The sequence below is a fragment of the Cellulosimicrobium sp. EB106-03-01-XG111 genome, assembly GCF_058792115.1.
Window position 1 is genome coordinate 144605 of sequence record NZ_JBYTEQ010000002.1, and the last position, 17448, is coordinate 162052.

Annotated in this window: 14 protein-coding genes; 5 read left to right on the top strand and 9 right to left on the bottom strand. The window is 73.9% G+C overall.

The window, feature by feature from the left end; genetic code table 11:
• Positions 1 to 77 precede the first annotated feature (77 nt).
• The 3 genes from AC3WT4_RS02700 to AC3WT4_RS02710 all read right to left on the bottom strand — a co-directional run bounded on the left by AC3WT4_RS02700 (position 78) and on the right by AC3WT4_RS02710 (position 4120).
• On the bottom strand, positions 78 to 866 hold the full coding sequence (locus tag AC3WT4_RS02700) for a tyrosine-type recombinase/integrase (RefSeq protein ID WP_257419180.1): 789 nt from the start codon (positions 864 to 866) through the stop codon (positions 78 to 80).
• A 335-nt stretch (positions 867 to 1201) separates the two neighbouring features.
• Positions 1202 to 3148 carry a DNA primase gene (gene dnaG, locus AC3WT4_RS02705; RefSeq protein WP_492314646.1) on the bottom strand — a complete coding sequence of 649 codons (1947 nt, stop codon included), beginning with the start codon at positions 3146 to 3148 and terminating at the stop codon, positions 1202 to 1204.
• A gap of 9 nt (positions 3149 to 3157) precedes the next feature.
• Positions 3158 to 4120: an AraC family transcriptional regulator gene (locus AC3WT4_RS02710; protein ID WP_492314647.1), complete on the bottom strand. Its 963-nt coding sequence runs from the start codon at positions 4118 to 4120 to the stop codon at positions 3158 to 3160.
• Between the two features lie 96 nt (positions 4121 to 4216).
• On the opposite strand from AC3WT4_RS02710, the gene AC3WT4_RS02715 reads away from it, so the two are divergent.
• Entirely contained in the window at positions 4217 to 4669 is a 453-nt protein-coding gene (locus AC3WT4_RS02715) for a VOC family protein (RefSeq protein ID WP_492314648.1), read from the top strand.
• A gap of 21 nt (positions 4670 to 4690) precedes the next feature.
• On the opposite strand, the gene AC3WT4_RS02720 is transcribed toward AC3WT4_RS02715, so the two are convergent.
• Positions 4691 to 5980: a deoxyguanosinetriphosphate triphosphohydrolase gene (locus tag AC3WT4_RS02720; RefSeq protein WP_074809906.1), complete on the bottom strand. Its 1290-nt coding sequence runs from the start codon at positions 5978 to 5980 to the stop codon at positions 4691 to 4693.
• Positions 5981 to 6093: 113 nt separating this feature from the next.
• On the opposite strand from AC3WT4_RS02720, the gene AC3WT4_RS02725 reads away from it, so the two are divergent.
• Positions 6094 to 6525: a hypothetical protein gene (locus AC3WT4_RS02725; RefSeq protein ID WP_074809723.1), complete on the top strand. Its 432-nt coding sequence runs from the start codon at positions 6094 to 6096 to the stop codon at positions 6523 to 6525.
• Here AC3WT4_RS02725 and AC3WT4_RS02730 read toward each other — a convergent pair.
• The 4 genes from AC3WT4_RS02730 to AC3WT4_RS02745 all read right to left on the bottom strand — a co-directional run bounded on the left by AC3WT4_RS02730 (position 6522) and on the right by AC3WT4_RS02745 (position 12311).
• Positions 6522 to 8363 carry a glycoside hydrolase family 13 protein gene (locus tag AC3WT4_RS02730; protein WP_492314649.1) on the bottom strand — a complete coding sequence of 614 codons (1842 nt, stop codon included), beginning with the start codon at positions 8361 to 8363 and terminating at the stop codon, positions 6522 to 6524. The genes AC3WT4_RS02725 and AC3WT4_RS02730 overlap by 4 nt on opposite strands.
• A gap of 4 nt (positions 8364 to 8367) precedes the next feature.
• Complete coding sequence (locus AC3WT4_RS02735; protein ID WP_074809724.1) at positions 8368 to 9279, bottom strand: sugar ABC transporter permease; 912 nt, start codon at positions 9277 to 9279, stop codon at positions 8368 to 8370.
• A gap of 1 nt (position 9280) precedes the next feature.
• Positions 9281 to 10927, bottom strand: a complete 1647-nt coding sequence (locus AC3WT4_RS02740; RefSeq protein WP_074809725.1) for an ABC transporter permease subunit — start codon at positions 10925 to 10927, stop codon at positions 9281 to 9283.
• Positions 10928 to 11078: 151 nt separating this feature from the next.
• Positions 11079 to 12311, bottom strand: coding sequence for a sugar ABC transporter substrate-binding protein (locus tag AC3WT4_RS02745; protein WP_074809726.1), 1233 nt, complete (start codon positions 12309 to 12311; stop codon positions 11079 to 11081).
• A 264-nt stretch (positions 12312 to 12575) separates the two neighbouring features.
• Here AC3WT4_RS02745 and AC3WT4_RS02750 point away from each other — a divergent pair, with 264 nt between their 5' ends.
• Together AC3WT4_RS02750 and AC3WT4_RS02755 are read left to right on the top strand one after the other, a co-directional pair.
• On the top strand, positions 12576 to 13652 hold the full coding sequence (locus AC3WT4_RS02750) for a LacI family DNA-binding transcriptional regulator (protein WP_257418613.1): 1077 nt from the start codon (positions 12576 to 12578) through the stop codon (positions 13650 to 13652).
• 172 nt (positions 13653 to 13824) lie between these two features.
• A complete protein-coding gene (locus AC3WT4_RS02755; protein ID WP_492314650.1) occupies positions 13825 to 15678 on the top strand; it encodes a glycoside hydrolase family 13 protein in 1854 nt (617 codons plus the stop codon).
• Positions 15679 to 15816: 138 nt separating this feature from the next.
• On the opposite strand, the gene dusB is transcribed toward AC3WT4_RS02755, so the two are convergent.
• Positions 15817 to 17052, bottom strand: a complete 1236-nt coding sequence (dusB, locus tag AC3WT4_RS02760) for a tRNA dihydrouridine synthase DusB (RefSeq protein ID WP_492314651.1) — start codon at positions 17050 to 17052, stop codon at positions 15817 to 15819.
• A 117-nt stretch (positions 17053 to 17169) separates the two neighbouring features.
• Here dusB and AC3WT4_RS02765 point away from each other — a divergent pair, with 117 nt between their 5' ends.
• On the top strand, positions 17170 to 17328 hold the full coding sequence (locus tag AC3WT4_RS02765) for a hypothetical protein (protein ID WP_021483859.1): 159 nt from the start codon (positions 17170 to 17172) through the stop codon (positions 17326 to 17328).
• Positions 17329 to 17448 lie beyond the last annotated feature (120 nt).

Below are 17448 nucleotides of genomic sequence, written 5' to 3' on the forward strand. Positions count from 1 at the left end.
AATCTCTCGGTGGTGAGGCCCCGGCCGAGTGTTGGTAGCACTCGGCCGGGGCCGATTCTGTTGTGGAGCGGTTCGGTCTACGCGGCGGCTCGGGCGACGGCACGCAGGGCGTCGGGCGGGAGCTGGACGTAGCGCATGGTGGTCTCGGGCTTGGAGTGCCCGAGGAACTTCCCGACCGCGAGGATGTCGCGCGTGCCGCCGTAGGCTCGCGTGCCCGCCCGGTGCCGGAGCGTGTGGGTGGTCCAGTGGTCGGGCAGAAGGCGGGACATCAGCACGCTGACGTGGCCGGAGGAGAGGTGCCCGTCGGTGCGGCCCGGGAACAGCCAGCCGCGCGCGGCTCGGATCGCCGTGACGAGCTCGTCGTCGACCAGCGGGACGATGCGCGTCTTGCCGCCCTTGCCCGTCACGTAGAGCAGGTCGCCGGACAGGTCCTCGGTGTGCACGAGCGCGATCTCGCCCGCGCGGAGACCGCCGTGCGCGCCGAGCAGGAGGATCAGGCGCTCGCGGCGGTCGGCGCGGCCGAGCGCGCGCTCGAGCACGTCCTCGGGGATGGGCCTCGGCACGCCCTCGGGCACGCGGACCGGGCGCAGCATGCGGGCCGGGTCGTGCTCGATGTAGCCCATGCCGTGCATCCACCGGCAGAAGCCGACGAACACGGAGCGGGCGGACTTCCGGGTCTCGGGAGCCCAGTCCGGACGAGCGAGGGCGCGCTCGAGCACCTGCAGCGTGACGGTGCGCGGCGACGGCGTGAACGTCGCCAACCGGCGCAGGTAGTGCTGGTGCAGGCGGACGGTCTTGGGACGGCGGCCGGCCGCGCGCATCGAGGTGAGGTACTCCGTTGTGAACTCTCGCCAGGTGTCATTCATGGCACGGATGTACCTGATGCCTGCGGCAACCGCTCGCGCTCATGCCGCCTGACCAGCCGCTTCGTGCGAGCACCACGGACCCGTGATGACCTGCGCAGACGTGTAATCGGACGGTCGTAGGTTCAAGTCCTACCGCGGGAGCCCTCAGGTTCGGCCCCGGATCGCACAGCGGTCCGGGGCCGAACCTTTTGCGTCTCCGGGACGGACTCCGTCCGGCGCGGGAGCGTCCGACCTCTCCGAGCACCCGTCGCCGCGTCCGCGCCGCTTGCGCGGGGCGGGCGTCTCCGAACGCCTCCGTCCACGGAGGCCGACCCGGACCGACCGAGGCCGCCGGGTCAGGCGATCTCGCCCTCGCGCAGCGTGCGGCGCTCGGCCTCGACGGCGAGGAGGGCGGCGAACGCCTCCTGGTACGCGGCGAGGTCGACCGACGGGTCGAGGCGCTGGAGCCGGCTCTTGGCGTCGGCGACGCGGCGGGTGAGGCCCAGGTCGACGAGGCCGCGCACGACCCCCGCGACGTAGCCGCCGACGACGTTCTCCCGGTCCTCGGGCAGGGGTACGACGGCGAGCTCGGTCACGAGGCCGCGCACGGGCTCGGCGGCCTGCTCGACGACGGCCTCGACCCAGTGCCCGGCGCCGAGCGACCTGCCCTCGCGCACGCCGCCCGCGGCGCGGATCGCAGCGTGGACCGCGCGCCAGGCCGGGACGGCGAACGCGTCCTCGCCCAGGTCGTCGAACATCGGCGGCACGTGCTGGGGGTACTGGAGGACGGCGGCGAGCGCGAGACGTTCCCGGCGCGCGACGGGGTCGCGGGGGTCGGGCAGGGGCAGCGCGGGGACCTCGGGCTCGGGTGCGCGGGACTCCGCACCGGGGCGGGCGTCGTCGGACCGCGTGGTCCGGACGGGCCCGGGTGCGCTGCCGCGCTTGGCGGCCGCGGCGACCTCGCGCCGGACGCGCTCCGCGTCGGTGCCGATCCAGCCGGCGAGCATGCGCGCGTACTCGGGCCGCAGCGCGGTGTCGCGGATGCCGGCGACGACCGGCGCGGCGGCGCGCAGGGCGCCGACGCGCCCCTCGGCCGTGTCGAGGTCGAACGACGCGAGCGTGGTCCGGATGACGAACTCGAAGAGCGGCTGGCGGCCGTCGACGAGCGCGCGCACCGCGTCCGGCCCCCGCGCCATGCGCAGCTCGCAGGGGTCCATGCCGCTCGGCTCGACGGCGACGAACGTCTGGGCGTAGAAGCGCTGGTCCTCGCCGAACGCCCGCACGGCCGCCTTCTGGCCCGCGGCGTCGCCGTCGAACGTGAAGACGACCTCTCCCCCGACGGACGCGCCCGACGCGAGCTGCATGCCGCCGCCCGCGGTCGTGTCGCCGAGGAGGCGCCGGACGATGCGCGCGTGGTCCGAGCCGAACGCCGTGCCGCACGTCGCGACGGCCGTCGTCACGCCGGACAGGTGCGCGGCCATGACGTCCGTGTACCCCTCGACGACGACGACGCGCTTCTGCTTCGCGATCTCGCGCTTGGCGAGGTCGATGCCGTAGAGCACGTGCGACTTCTTGTAGAGCGTGGTCTCGGGGGTGTTGAGGTACTTGGGGCCCTGGTCCTCGTCGTAGAGGCGGCGGGCGCCGAACCCGATGATCTCGCCCGTCACGTCGCGGATGGGCCACATGAGGCGGCCGCGGAACCGGTCGTAGATGCCGCGCTGGCCCTGGCTCATGAGGCCGGAGGCGACGAGCTCCGCCTGCGTGAAGCCGCGGCCCTGGAGGTGGCGCTGGAGGTTGTCCCAGCCGGTGGGCGCGTACCCGACGCCGAAGTGCTCGGCGTCGGCCCGCTCGAAGCTGCGCTCGGCGAGGAACGCGCGCGCGGCCTGGGCGCCCGGGGCGAAGAGCTGCTCGGAGAAGTACTGGGCGGCGACGCGGTGCGCCTCCAGCAGCCTCTGGCGGCGGCCGGGCTCCTCGCGCGGGCGCTGCGGGCCGCCGGAGTCCTCGTAGCGCAGCTGGATGCCGATGCGGTCCGCGAGGTACTCGACGGCCTCGACGAAGGTCAGGCCGTCGATCTTCTGCACGAACGAGATGACGTCGCCGCCCTCGCCGCAGCCGAAGCAGTGCCAGCGCCCGACACCGGGGCGCACGTGGAACGACGGCGAGCGCTCGTCGTGGAACGGGCACAGACCCTTGAGCGAGCCGACGCCGGCGGTCTTGAGCGTGACGTGCGCGGAGACGATCTCGTCGATCCGCGCGCGGTCGCGGACGGCTTCCACGTCCTCGCGTCGAATCAGGCCTGCCACGAGGCGAGTCTATGCGCCCCGGACCGGCCCGGCGGGTGCCCCGGCGGCGGCGTCCGTCACCTCCGTCCCGGTCCCCGCCGTCGCCCCCACGAGGGCCGCGCGCGACGCCGCGCAGCGGCGCGCGTACGCGCCCGGGGTGACACCGGTCGCACGCGCGAAGTCCGCCCCGAGGTGGGCCTGGTCGTAGTAGCCGACGGCGGTCGCGAGCGCCGCGAGGTCCTGGCCCGGGTCCGCCGCAAGGAGGTCCGCGGCGAGGTGCACGCGGTGCCGCTGGAGCACCCACTTGGGGCTCACGCCGACGGACGCGGCGAACAGACGCTGGAGCGAGCGCGCGGACGTGACGACGACGTCCGCGAGGTCCCCGACGCCCGCCCCCGGCCCGAGCTCGCCGCCGACGAGCGCGGCGAACGCCTGCGCGACCCGGTCGAGGTCGCGCGTCGCACGGGGTGTGCGGACCCGCTCGGCCCGGGCGCGCAGCAGCGGCTCGACCGTCCGCGCGGCCTCCTCGTCGCGGCCCGCGACCGCGAGGGCGAGCCCCGCGGCGCCGGTGCGCTCCGCCGTCGGGCCGAGCAGCGCCGCGGCCGGGACCTGCACGCCGGGACGCACGGCGTCCGGGTGGCCGAGCAGCACCCGGAAGGCGCCCGGCCGGAGCTTGGTGCCGACGACGGCGCCCGACCCGGTCAGCGTGCGCTCGAACAGGCCGGGTGGGATCCCGTGCGCGACGTACCCCGACTCCTCGGCGACGACGTTCGCGACCGGGTGGGGCACGAGGACCTGCGTGAACGCCGCGCCGGGCGGGAGGTCCCACCGCACGACCCAGTGCCGCTCCACCAGGTCCGCGAGGTCGGGGGCGGGCTCGACGCGCACGAGCTCGAAGCCGCGGCGCGCGGCTGCCGGGTCGACGAGACCGCGGACGGACGTCGTCGGGCGCCGGGGCCCCACGGGGGCACCGGGACCGGCGGGTTCGAACACCTGTCGCATTCCTCCAAGACTGGCACGGCCCGCCGACACCAGCATGGGGGGACGGCCCGTCCCCGGAGGGCGGGGAACCACGAGGAGGAGGACACCATGGAGATATCGGCACTGCACCCCAACGTCACGGTGAGCGGCGCGCGCGAGGCGATCGCGTTCTACGAGGCCGCGCTCGGCGCCGAGGTGGTCGACACGATCACGGCGGGCGACGCCGTCATCCACTCCGACCTGCGGCTCGTCTCCCCGGCGGGGACCAGCACGTTCACCGTCGCGGAGGCGTTCCCGCCGGACTCGGTCGCGCCGGAGCCCGGCGCACCGACGCACGCGTCGTTCACCGTCCCGGTCGAGGACACCGACGCGGCGTACGCGCGGGCGCTCGCAGCCGGCGCGTCGAGCCTCGCGGAGCCGTCGGACTGGTTCGAGGGGTTCCGCCAGGCGGCGGTGCGCGACCCGTTCGGGCACCGCTGGTACTTCGCGACCGTCGCGGACTCCGTCACGGCCGAGGACGTGCAGCGCGCGAGCGACGCGTGGGTCGCGGAGCGCGGCTGACCCGGCCCGTGCGCCCGTCGGTCAGGCGGGCGGGCGCACGAGCCGCGCGTGGAGCTGCATCGCGGAGACGTCGGTGAGCGACGCGACCTGGTCGATCACCACGCGCAGGCGGGCGGCGTCGTCGGGCGCCGCCTCCCAGTCCGCCGCGAACGACGGCTCGAGCGCGACGGGCGCGCGCTCGCCCAGGACGTGCACCAGGTCGGCGATCACCTCGCGCTGGCGCTGGTAGAGCGGCTCCTGCTCGCGCGGCGCCATGACGTACGCGACCGCGACGCCCTTGAGCACGAGGATCTCGGCGACCGTCTCGTCCGGCACGACGAGCCGCGCCGCGTACCGCGTGAGCGGGCCGTCCCCGAACAGCGCGCGCGTCGCGTCCTGGGCCGCGCCCGTGAACCGGCCGATGAGCTGGCTCGTCGCGTCCTTGAGCGCGGCGAGCGCGCGACGTGACCCGTCGAACCCGGTCACCAGGTGCCCGGTGCCCTGGAGCCGCGTGATCGCGGCGTCGAGCGCCGCCTCGTCGTACGCGGTGCCGTACCAGGAGTGGACGGCGCGCACGACGCGCGCACGCTCGTCGGGGTCGTCGAGCACGGCGAGCTCGATGCGCCCGCCGACGACGGCGTCCTCGACGTCGTGCACGGAGTACGACACGTCGTCCGCGAGGTCCATGACCTGCGCCTCGAGGCACTTCACCTGGGCGGGCGCCCCGGCGCGCAGCCAGTCGAACACCGGGCGGTCGTCCTCGTAGACGCCGAACTTGTGGGTGGGCCGGCCGTCCGCGCGCAGCGGCGCCTCCCCCGCGCCCCACGGGTACTTGACGCTCGCGTCGAGGCTCGCGCGCGTGAGGTTGAGCCCGTACGACCGGCCGTCCTCCACGACCTTGGGCTCGAGCCGCGTGAGGAGGCGCAGCGTCTGCGCGTTGCCCTCGAACCCGCCGACGTCGACCGCGAGGTCCGCGAGCGCCCGCTCGCCGTTGTGCCCGAACGGCGGGTGCCCGAGGTCGTGCGCGAGGCACGCTGTGTCGACGATGTCCGGGTCGCAGCCGAGCGCCTTGCCGATCTCGCGGCCCACCTGGGCGACCTCGAGCGTGTGCGTGAGCCGGGTGCGGACGAAGTCGTCGCTGCCCGGCCCGAGCACCTGCGTCTTGGCGCCGAGGCGGCGCAGCGCCGACGAGTGCACGATGCGCGCGCGGTCGCGCTCGAACGGTGTGCGGGCCCGGGACTTCGCGGACTCGACGAACCACCGCTCGGTGTCGGCGTCGGAGTACGACGCCGTGCCCTCCTCGCCGCGCGCCGGGCGCGGGCCGGTCCCCACGACCGCGGGGTCGAACGCCTGCTGCTCGAACGTCTGCACGGGCCCCAGCGTAACGACGCCGGTCACGACGTGGCGGACGGCGTGCGCGCCGTCACGGGCGTACCCTCCCGCGTATGGGTGCAGCGCGTGCGCTCGAGCTGCGGGCCGTCACCGTCGACGGCCTGGTCGAGGTCGTCCCGTACGTGGACGGCCGGTCGCTCGTGGACGTCGTCGGACGGTTCGAGTCGGCGCGCGGGTACTCCCCCGCGGGCGCGTACGGCGGGCTGGTCCCCGCGTTCTTCCGCTACGGCGACGCCGCGCACCAGTGGTACGGCCGCGGGCGCGTGCCCGCGGGCGGTCGGGCGTGGGTGCTCGCGTGCGACTGCCACGAGGCGGGCTGCTGGCCGTTCGAGGTGGCCGTGTCCGCCGACGCGACCACCGTCACGTGGCGCGACCTCACGCAGCCGTTCCGCCCCGAGTGGGACTACTCCGCGCTCGGGCCGTTCACGTTCGACCGCGCGCAGTACGACGACGCGGTGCGCGCGGTCGCGCACCTGTTCGGCTAGGGCAGCCGCCACACCCCGACGGCCGGGCCGTCGCCCGAGAGCCGCGCGCCGCCGTCGCGCGGGGCGAGGTCCAGCGCGCCGTGCAGCCGCTCGGGCTCCCCGCGCCCCACGAGCGCGGGGTGCAGCGTGACGCCGCCCCACGGCGCGCGCGCGAGCGCGACGAGGACGCGCTCCTCGGGCGTCTCCCGGAGGTAGACGAGGGCGTCGTCGGCGACGTGCACCCAGCGCAGGCCGCCGTGACGCAGCGCGTCGGAGCCGCGGCGCACCGCGATCAGCGCCCGGTACAGGTCGAACGTCGCGCCGTCCCAGCGCCCGTGGCCCGAGCCCGCGTCGTCCCACGGCATCGTCGCGCGCGCGTGCTCCCCGTTGAGGCCCGTGAGCCCCACCTCGTCGCCCGCGAAGACGACGGGCGTGCCGGGGTAGGTCAGCAGGAGCGTCGCGGCGACCTCGACCATCTCGCGCGAGCCGACGATCGAGCGCAGCCGCGGGGTGTCGTGCGAGCCGAGCATGTTCCACTGCGACGCGGTCACGCGCCAGGGCAGCACGGCGTCGAACTCGCGCATCGTCTCCACGACCGCCGGTCCGGCCCGGCGCGGCGTGCGCACGGGCAGCCCGAGGTAGGGCACGGGCGAGTGCGCGGGAGACAGCCAGGTCCACGCCGGGCGCGTGAACGCCGAGTAGTTCATGTTCGCGTGCCAGCCGTCGCCCGCGAGGTCGCCGGACGCGTCGTGGAAGTGCTCGGCGACGAGGGCGGCCTCCGGGTTCACGCTCCGCATCGTCGTGCGCAGGCGGCGTGCGACGTCGAGCGTGCGGTCCTCGGCGCCGAAGCGGCCGGTCATGTTCGCGACGTCGATGCGCCACCCGTCGAGACCGAACGGCTCGCGCAGGTAGCGCCCGACGACGGACCCGGGCCCGTCGATCATGCGCGCCCCGAGCTCGGCCGACCCGTACGACAGCTTCGGCAGCGACGCGTGCTCGAGCCAGCCCACGTACCCGGGCTCGCCGTCGGTCCAGTAGTAGAAGTCACGCTCCGGCGCGCCCGGGTCGGCGAGCGCCCGCGCGAACCACTCGTGCCCGGCGCCCGTGTGGTTCGTCGTGAGGTCGCCCATGACGCGCAGCCCGCGCGCGTGCGCGGCGCGGATCAGCGACGCGTACGCCGCGTCGCCGCCGAGCAGCGGGTCGACGTGGTCGAACGTGCTCGCGTCGTAGCGGTGGTTGGAGCGCCCCGGGAAGACAGGCGTGGTGTAGAGGGTCGTGACGCCGAGCGCCACGAGGTGGTCGAGCCGCTCCTCGACCCCGGCGAGGTCGCCCCCGTAGTACTGCGTGCCGACGTCGGGCCCCGCGCCGTGCGGCTCCTCGTCCCAGGCCGCGGGGACGGCCCACTCGGGGAGCGGACGCCCGTCGGCCGCGGCCGAGCGCGCGAACCGGTCCGGGAAGACCTGGTACACGACGCCGTCGCGCATCCACGCGGGCGCGCCCTCGTGGACGGTGAGGCGGAAGTCCGCGGCGTCGGGCACGTCGCGGTCCCACACCCCGCGGCCGTTGAGCCAGCGGTAGCCGCGCTCGCCCTCGTCGAGGAAGAACCGGTACCCGGTCTCTGGGTTGTGCACGAGCACCTCGGCGACGTACCAGTGCTCGTGCTCGTCCGAGCGGTCGAGGCGCGCCGGGGCGAGGCGCGGCTCGCCGTCGCGCACGGTGCGCAGCCACACGTCGCGCACGCCGGCCGACCGGGGCACGCGCACGCGGACGGGGACCGTGTCCCCGAGGGCGGGGACGCCCTCGGGGACGTACAGCGCCGAGCCGTCGTGGTGCGGGACGGGGGTCACGACGTCGTGCACGCGGTCAGCCCTTCACGGAGCCGGCCGTGAGGCCGCCCACGATGTACTTCTGCAGGTAGAGGAAGAGGGCGAGCACGGGCAGCGCCGAGATGACGGCGCCGGCCGTGAAGAGGCCCCAGTTGGCCTCCTTGAGCGACGACACCCACCCGTACAGCCCGACGGCGAGGGTCCAGTTGCTCTCGGACGACAGGACGATGCGCGCGATGATGAACTCGCCGAACGTGCTGATGAACGACAGCAGCGCGACGACGGCGAGGATCGGCGCGACGAGGCGCAGGATGATCGTCCAGTAGATCTGTGTGTGGGTCGCACCGTCGATCTTCGCGGCCTCGTCGAGCTCGCGCGGCACGGTGTTGAAGAACCCGTACATGAGGAACGTGTTCACGCCGAGGGCCCCGCCGAGGTACACCGCGACGAGCGCGATCTTGCTGTTGAGGCCGAGGACCGGCACGACGTTCCCCAGCGAGATGAGCAGCAGGAAGATCGCGACGAACGCGAGCATCTGCGGGAACATCTGGATGATCAGCAGGGACGTCAGTCCGGCGCGCCGGCCGCTGAAGCGGAACCGGGAGAACGCGTACGCCGCCGCCGCGCCCATGAGCACGGTGCCGACCGACGTCGCGACCGCGATGACGAGCGTGTTGCCCATCCACGTCCAGAACATCGTGGTGCCGAGCTGGGCGTAGTTCGCGGTGCTCACGTCGGAGAAGAGCGAGTTGGAGCCGGTGAGGGTCCCGTTCTCCGACAGCGACGCGGACAGGACGTACACGAGCGGGAACGCGGCGTAGACGACGGCGATCACGCCGACGACGTGCCGCCAGCCCAGCTCGGAGAACCAGCGCCCCGGGCGCATGCGGTTCCGGGACGCCGGGGCGGCCGTGCCGCCGACGACGGGGGGTGCCTGGGTGGTCGCCATGTCAGCTGATCTCCTCGAACTTGCGCGTGCTGCGGAAGGCGATGGCCGAGATCGTCCCCACGATGACGAAGATGACGATCGACAGGGCGCTCGCGAGCCCGAAGTCCTTCTGCGCCGAGCCGTCGACGCCGGAGATCGAGTACACCATCGAGATGAGGATGTCCGTGTGGCCGAGCGGTACGGACGCGTCGGCGAAGCGTGGCCCGCCCCCGGTGAGCATGTAGATCAGGGTGAAGTTGTTGAAGTTGAAGGCGAACGACGAGATGAGCAGCGGCGCCGTCGAGATGAGCAGGAGCGGCAGCGTGATCGCGCGCCACGTGGTCCAGCGGCCGGCGCCGTCGATCTTCGCGGCCTCCATGACGTCGGACGGCAGCGACTGCAGCGCGCCCGTGCAGATGAGGAACATGTACGGGAAGCCCAGCCACAGGTTCACGCCGAGCACGGACAGCTTGGCCAGCCAGGGGTCGGTGAGCCACGGGATGTGCGCGCCGCCCAGGATCACCTCGTTGATGAACCCGAACCGCGTGTTGAGCAGCCCGGACCACAGCAGCGCCGCGAGGAAGCCGGGGATCGCGTACGGCAGGATCATCAGCGTCCGGTAGACCTTGCGCCCGCGCATCCGCGTGTCGTTGAAGACGATCGCGAGGAACAGGCCCAGCAGGAACGTCGTGGCGACCGAGCCGATCGCGAACACGAACGTCCACAGCAGGATCTTGACGAACGGCTGGGCGTAGCGGGCGTCCGAGAACGCGGTGACGAAGTTGTCGAGGCCGACCGGGACGCGCCAGCCGACCGCGAGGGTCGAGCCGTCGGGCGCCTGGAACTGGCCCTCGTCGTTCGGCGTGTAGACCGTGCCCGTCGTCGTGTCGGTCATCGTGTCGGCCGCCGCGTCCCACTCGAGGGCGGACGTGTACACGTAGCCGGTGCGCGCGTCGGTGGTACGGATCGAGCCGTCCTCGGGGTCGTCCGAGACGGGGACGCGCAGCTCGGTCACCTCGGCCTGGCGCTGCAGCACCTGGTCGCGCGGCAGGACCGTGTAGCCGGGGACCTCGGTCGCGCGGCCGTCCTCGACCGTCGCGCCGTCGACGACCGACAGCGGCCGCTCGGCGGTGCCGGCCTCGACCTCGCCGTCGTCGGTGACGACCGCGAAGCCGAGCGCGTCGCCGTCCTCGACGACGGTCAGCGCGGACGACGCCGAGCCCTCGACCCGGCGCTCGTTCTGGATGAGCAGCGCGGAGACCGCCTGCTCCTTCGTCGAGTTGTGGCCCGTGCCGTAGTTGGTGAACGCCACGTAGCCCGTGTACCCGACGACGAAGATCTGGTAGACGAGCAGGAAGATCAGGCCGGGCAGGATGTACTTCAGCGGCAGGGACCGCTTGGAGAAGTACACCCAGTTGGCCGCGACGAGCATCGCGAGCGTCGCGGCAAGGATGCCGTACGAGCCCGCCGTCCACGCGGACCAGACCACGTACACGCCGAGCGCGTCCACGACCGCCATGAGGGCGAGCTTGACGAAGAACCCGGGCCCGTAGTCGCGCGCGTGCGACGCGTCGCGGGCCCGCAGGCGGCGCGCGTCCCGCGGCGGCGGGCCGTCGGCTCCGGAGGTGCCGACGCGCTCGTCGCCGGCCGTGGTCTGAGGGGCGGACATCGTGGGGCCTCCGAGGTCGTCGGACGCGCGGGGTGCTGCGTCTTCTGGAGTGTCGTCGTGCTGCGTCGCGGCCCGTTCCGGGCCGGAGGGCGGGACGCGCCGCCGCGGTGCGCAGGAGCCCTGCGCACCGCGGCGGCGGGCTGCACCCGGATCAGGCGTCGATCGCGCCCTGGATGTCGGCGATCATCTTGTCCCAGCTCGAGACCGGGTCGGCACCGGCGACGATCGCCGCCTCGGTGACGCCCCAGAAGCTCCACACGGAAGCCATCTCGGGGATCGACGGCATCGGCACGGCCTCGGCACCCACGGCGCGGAAGCCCGCGACGATCGGGTCGTCGGCGGCCGCGGTGTCGGCGGCGGCGGTCAGCGCCGGCGGACGGTTGCCCGCCTCGTACAGCGCGAGCTGCGCGTCCTCGGTGGACAGGAAGTTCACGAGGAAGTCGTTCGCGACGATCGCGTTGTCGCTCTCCGCGCTCAGGTAGAAGCCCTGGACGCCGACGAACGGCTGCGCGGGCTGGCCGCCCGCGGTCGGGATCGGGTCGATCGACAGGTCGAGGCCCTCGAACGAGTCGATCATCCACGGACCGCCCACGATGAACGGCGACTGGCCGTTCTTGAACGCCTCGACGGCGATGTCGTAGGTGGTGTCCTGGCTGAGGACGCCGGCCGCACCCTGGGCGCCGAGCCACTGCGCGAACGCCTGGCCCTCGGGGCCGCCCATCGCGAGCTCGGACGAGTAGCTGCCGTCCTCGTTCTGCGCGAAGACGGGAGCGCCGAAGGACGTCTGGAACGGGTAGTGGGTGTACGGGTCACCCTTGTCGCCGTCCGACTGGACCAGGATCGGGAACTGCGTCCCGGCGGCCTGGCCCGCGGCCACGGCCTCGTCCCACGTGGCGGGGGCGGTCGGCGCGAGCGCGGTGTTGCGGATGAGGGCGATGTTCTCGATCGCGTAGGGCAGGCCGTAGACCTGGCCGTCCTGCGTGAACGCCTCGATGGAGACGTCCTCGAACTCGGCCGCCTTGTCCCCGAGCTCGAGCGGCGCCACGACGCCGTTCGTCGTGAGCTCGCCCAGCCAGTCGTGGGCGCCGACGGTGATGTCGGGGCCCTCGCCCGTCGGGACCTGCGCGAGGAAGTCCGCCCGGATGTCCTCGAAGTTCTTGAGCACGACGTCGACCGTCGTGCCCGTCTCGGTCTCGAACGACTCGGCCGCCGCGGTCACGGCGTCCTGACGGGTCTCGTCGACCCAGACGGTCAGCGAGCCACCGGCGGACGAACCCTCGGCGCTCGGCTCGTCGGTGGTCTCGTCGCCCGAGCCGCCGGACGAGCAGGCGGTCAGCGCCAGCGTCGTGGTCAGCGCGGCGGCAAGAAGGATGCTCCGTCGCATCAGTGGTCACTCCAAGCGTGTCGTGATGGGCGGCCCGCTCCGGCGTTGGCACCGGCGCCGGACCCTGATGAGCACGACGGTAGAGCGGGAGGTGGCACGGGTGCAAGTCGTTGCGGTAACTTTCATGCAACGCTTTACAGGGCGTCGACCGGCGCCCACCCGCCTCCTCCGGTCGCCGGGTCCGCGCGCCTCCGCCCGGAGGATCGCGGCTCGCCGACCGGACGACCAGGACGAGGAGGTCCGGTGTCCCCTACGCTGCCCCATGTGCGCACCCGTCTCAGTGATCTCGCCGCCCAGGCAGGCGTCTCCACGGCGACGGTCTCGCGCGTCCTCAACGGGAAGCCCGGCGTCGCGAGCGAGACCCGCCAGGCGGTGCTCGCCGCGCTCGACGTGCTGGGCTACGAGCGCCCGTCGACGCTGCGCACCCGCTCCGCCGGCCTCGTCGGCCTCGTCGTCCCGGAGCTGACGAACCCCGTCTTCCCCGCGTTCGCCCAGACGATCGAGTCGCTCCTGTCCGAGCACGGGTACACGCCGCTGCTGTGCACGCAGTCGCCGGGCGGGACCACGGAGGACGACTACGTCGACATGCTCATGGACCACGCGGTCGACGGCATCGTCTTCGTCTCCGGCCTGCACGCGGACACCCAGGCGAGCCACGAGCGCTACGAGCGCCTGCGCAGCCGGGGCATCCCGATCGTCCTGGTCAACGGCTTCGCCGAGGGCATCGACGCCCCGTTCGTCTCGCCCGACGACGTCGCGAGCGTCGAGCTGTCCGTGCGCCACCTGGTCTCCCTCGGGCACCGCAGCGTCGGCCTCGCGATCGGCCCGGACCGCTTCGTCCCGGCGCAGCGCAAGCTCGCGAGCTTCGCCGAGTCGCTCGTGCGGCACGGGCTCGTCGCCGACGAGGCCGAGGCGGCGCAGCACGTCGTCGTGACGCTCTACACGGTCGAGGGCGGCCAGGCCGCGGGCGGCGAGCTCATCGACTCGGGCCACACCGCGATCGTCTGCGGCTCCGACCTCATGGCGCTCGGCGCCATCCGCGCGGCGCGCTCGCGCGGCCTGCGCGTGCCGCAGGACGTCTCGGTGCTCGGCTACGACGACTCGCCCCTCATCGCCTTCACCGACCCGCCGCTGACCACCGTGCGCCAGCCCGTGAGCGCCATGGCGCACGCCGCCGTGAGCGCGCTGCTCACGGAGATCGCGGGCGAGCGGGCGCCGCGGACGGAGCTCCTGTTCCAGCCGGAGCTCATCGTCCGCGACTCGACCGGGGCCGCACCGGCCCGCGCGGCGTCCGCCCCGGACGCGAGCACGGTCGCCGCGGCGGGCTCGCCGACCGCCTGAGACCGGCACCCACCCACCTCGCTGCGGGCGGTCGTCGGCCCTTGTCGACACCGCACCGCAAGCGCTTACACTCGACGGAGGGTCGGCGACACCCCGCTCCGCCAGCCGAGTGATCATCACCGGAAGATCCCCTGAAAACCCCAGCACCACGTACGTGAGGACCGACAGCTCGATGACTCGTATCGATTCGACGCCGACCGCCACCGCGCCCAGCACCGGACTGGCCACGGCCACCGCCCCGGCACCCTTCAGCACGGGCGCGCTCGTGCACACCGGGCCGGGCGAGGCCCCCGAGTGGTGGCGCGACGCCGTCATCTACCAGGTCTACCCGCGCTCCTTCGCGGACGGCGACGGCGACGGCGTCGGCGACCTGCCGGGCATCACCTCGAAGCTCGACCACCTCGCCGAGCTCGGGGTCGACGCCGTCTGGCTGAGCCCGTTCTACCGCTCGCCCCAGAAGGACGCGGGCTACGACGTCGCCGACTACCGCGACGTCGACCCCCTGTTCGGCACGCTCGCCGACTTCGACGAGCTCCTCGCCCAGGCGCACGCGCGCGGCATCCGCATCATCGTCGACCTCGTCCCGAACCACACGTCGGACCAGCACGCCTGGTTCCAGGCGGCGCTCGCGTCGCCCGAGGGCTCCCCCGAGCGCGCGCGCTACATCTTCCGCGAGGGCGAGGGCGAGCACGGCGAGCTGCCCCCGAACAACTGGCAGTCGATCTTCGGCGGCCCCGCGTGGACCCGCGTGACGGCCGGCGCGAACGCGCGCCCCGTGACCGGCGCCGAGGGCGAGACGCCCGGGCAGTGGTACCTGCACCTCTTCGACTCGACCCAGCCGGACCTCGCGTGGGACAACCCCGAGGTGCGCGAGGAGTTCGAGCAGGTGCTGCGCTTCTGGCTCGACAAGGGCGTGGACGGGTTCCGCGTCGACGTCGCGCACGGCATGATCAAGGCCGACGGGCTGCCCGACTGGGACGGCACCGTCTCGATGGTCGAGGGCACCGAGGCCGGCGAGGAGGGCACCGACCCGGGCGCCCCCGAGGACGGCTCGACGGGCGCCGGGAACTCCGGCCCGATGTTCGACCAGGACGGCGTCCACGAGATCTACCGCGCGTGGCACCGCGTGCTCGCCGAGTACGACGGCGACCGCGCCCTCGTCGCCGAGGCCTGGGTCGAGCCCCTCTCGCGCCTCGCGCGCTACGTCCGCCCAGACGAGATGCACCAGGCGTTCAACTTCTCGTTCCTCACCACCGGGTGGGCGGCCGCGCCGCTGCGCACCGTGATCGCGGCGTCGCTGCACGCGAACGACGAGGTCGGCGCCCCCACGACGTGGGTCCTGTCGAACCACGACGTCGTGCGGCACGCGTCGCGCCTCGGCCTGGCCGACCCGGGCCTGCGCCCCAACGGCATCTTCGCCCACGACCCGCAGCCCGACGAGGAGCTCGGCCTGGGCCGCGCCCGTGCCGCGTCGCTGCTCATGCTCGGCCTGCCGGGGTCGTCGTACCTCTATCAGGGCGAGGAGCTCGGCCTCCCCGAGCACACCGCCCTGCCCGACGACGTCCGCGAGGACCCGGCCTTCTTCCGCACCCAGGGCGCCGAGGCGGGTCGCGACGGCTGCCGCATCCCGCTCCCCTGGACCGCGGACGCCGAGGGCTTCGGGTTCGGGCCGTCCGGGAAGACGTGGCTCCCCCAGCCGGAGTCGTACGGCCGCTACGCCGCGGACGTCCAGCGCGGCGTCGAGGGCTCGACGTACGAGACGTACCGCACGGCTCTCGCGACGCGTCGCGCGGAGCGTCTCGGCGCGGGCACGCTCGCGTGGGTCGAGGAGTTCGCCGGCTCGGCGGACGTCGTCGCCTTCCGCAACCGCGACGTCGTCGTGCTGGCCAACCTGGGCACCGAGCCCGTGCTGCTGCCGCACGGCGCGGAGGTCCTCGTGGCCTCCGGCCCGGTGCTGACCGACCGCTCCGCGGACCCGCAGGTCCGCGTCCCGTCGGACACGACGGTCTGGCTGCGCGCGCACTGACCGACGCCGCCGCGTCGTCCACGACGGCCGGGACCCCCCACGGGGGTCCCGGCCGTCGTGCTTCTCGTCCCGTCGGCGCAGGGCCGCGCTCGGGTGGTCGGCGGAGGGGCGGCGCTCAGCCGGCGGAGGAGGCTGCGGTCAGCCGCCGGAGACGCTCAGCTCGGCCTCACGCAGCCGCTCCTCGTGCTCGGCGTCGAGCTCGCGCGAGTCGAGCCAGCCGTAGGGCAGGTGCGGCGTCTTGGGCGAACCCGCCCGGCCGCGCTGGCCCTCGGCGGCCTCGCCGGGGTAGGGGGCGTCCTGGTCGAGGTCGTCGAGCAGCGCGCGCAGCTCCGCGAGCGTCGAGACCATCGCGAGCGCGCGGCGCGCGTCCCCGCCCACGGCGTAGCCCTTGAGGTACCAGGCCATGTGCTTGCGCAGGTCGCGCATGCCCTTGCCCTCGTCGCCGTCGAAGTACTCGATCATGAGCTCGCCGTGGCGGTAGATCGTGCCCGCCACCTCGCGCAGGCCCGGGCGCACGCGCTCGGGGCGGCCCGCGAACGCCGCGGCGAGGTCGGCGAACAGCCAGGGCCGGCCCTGGCAGCCGCGCCCGACGACGACGCCGTCGCACCCGGTCTCACGGACCATGCGGACGGCGTCCTCGGCCGACCAGATGTCGCCGTTGCCGAGCACCGGGACGCTCGTCACGGCCTCCTTGAGACGCGCGATCGCGGACCAGTCGGCCGTGCCGGAGTAGTGCTCGGCGGCGGTGCGGGCGTGCAGCGCGACCGCCGCGACGCCCAGACCCTCGGCGATGCGACCCGCCTCGAGGTAGGTGAGGTGGTCGTCGTCGATGCCCTTGCGCATCTTCACGGTGACGGGCACCCCGTACGGGCGGGCGGCCTCGACCGCGCCCTGCACGATGGCGGTGAACAGGTCGCGCTTCCAGGGCAGCGCCGCTCCCCCGCCCTTGCGCGTGACCTTGGGCACCGGGCAGCCGAAGTTCAGGTCGACGTGGTCGGCGCGGTCCTCGGCGACGATGATGCGCACGGCCTCGCGGACGGTCGCCGGGTCCACGCCGTACACCTGCGCGGACCGAGGGGTCTCGTCGGCGCCGAACGTCACGATGCGCAGCGCCTCGGGGTTGCGCTCGACGAGCGCGCGGCTCGTGACCATCTCGGCGACGTAGAGGCCGGGGTCGTCGCCGCCGGACGCGCCGGCCTCGCGGCACAGCGTGCGGAACGCGCGGTTCGTGACGCCGGCCATCGGGGCGAGGACCACCGGGGTCCGGACGACGATCGGGCCGATCCGCAGCGGCGCCACGAGCGGACCGGTCCCCAGGTCGGGGCGGTCGGTCGTCGTGCTGAGGGCAGGAGCGGGTGCAGTCACGCGCTCCATTGTCCCACCCGGCTCGCGCTGCACGGCGAGCCCCGTTTCGACGAGCGAGCAGCGGACCGTCGTGGCAGTGTTGAGGAGGTCCGGCAATACAGGCCGGACACGGACGAAAGGGACGACATGCCTCTCTGGCTCATCCTGGTCATCGTCGGCGCCGTGCTCCTCATCCTCGGCGTCGCCATCGAGGCCGCGAAGATCCTCATCTGGATCGGCATCATCGTGCTCGTCGTGAGCCTGGTGATCGGCCTGCTCAACCGGGCTAAGGGGGCGGCCCGCTAGCGCGAGGCCGCAGGGGGCGACGCGTCCCGACGAGACGCGACAGGAGGGGGGGGACCAGGAGGTCCCCCCCCCCCTTCGTGTCCCGCCCCGGTGCGTCGGGGCGGTCGGGGGGCGTGATGC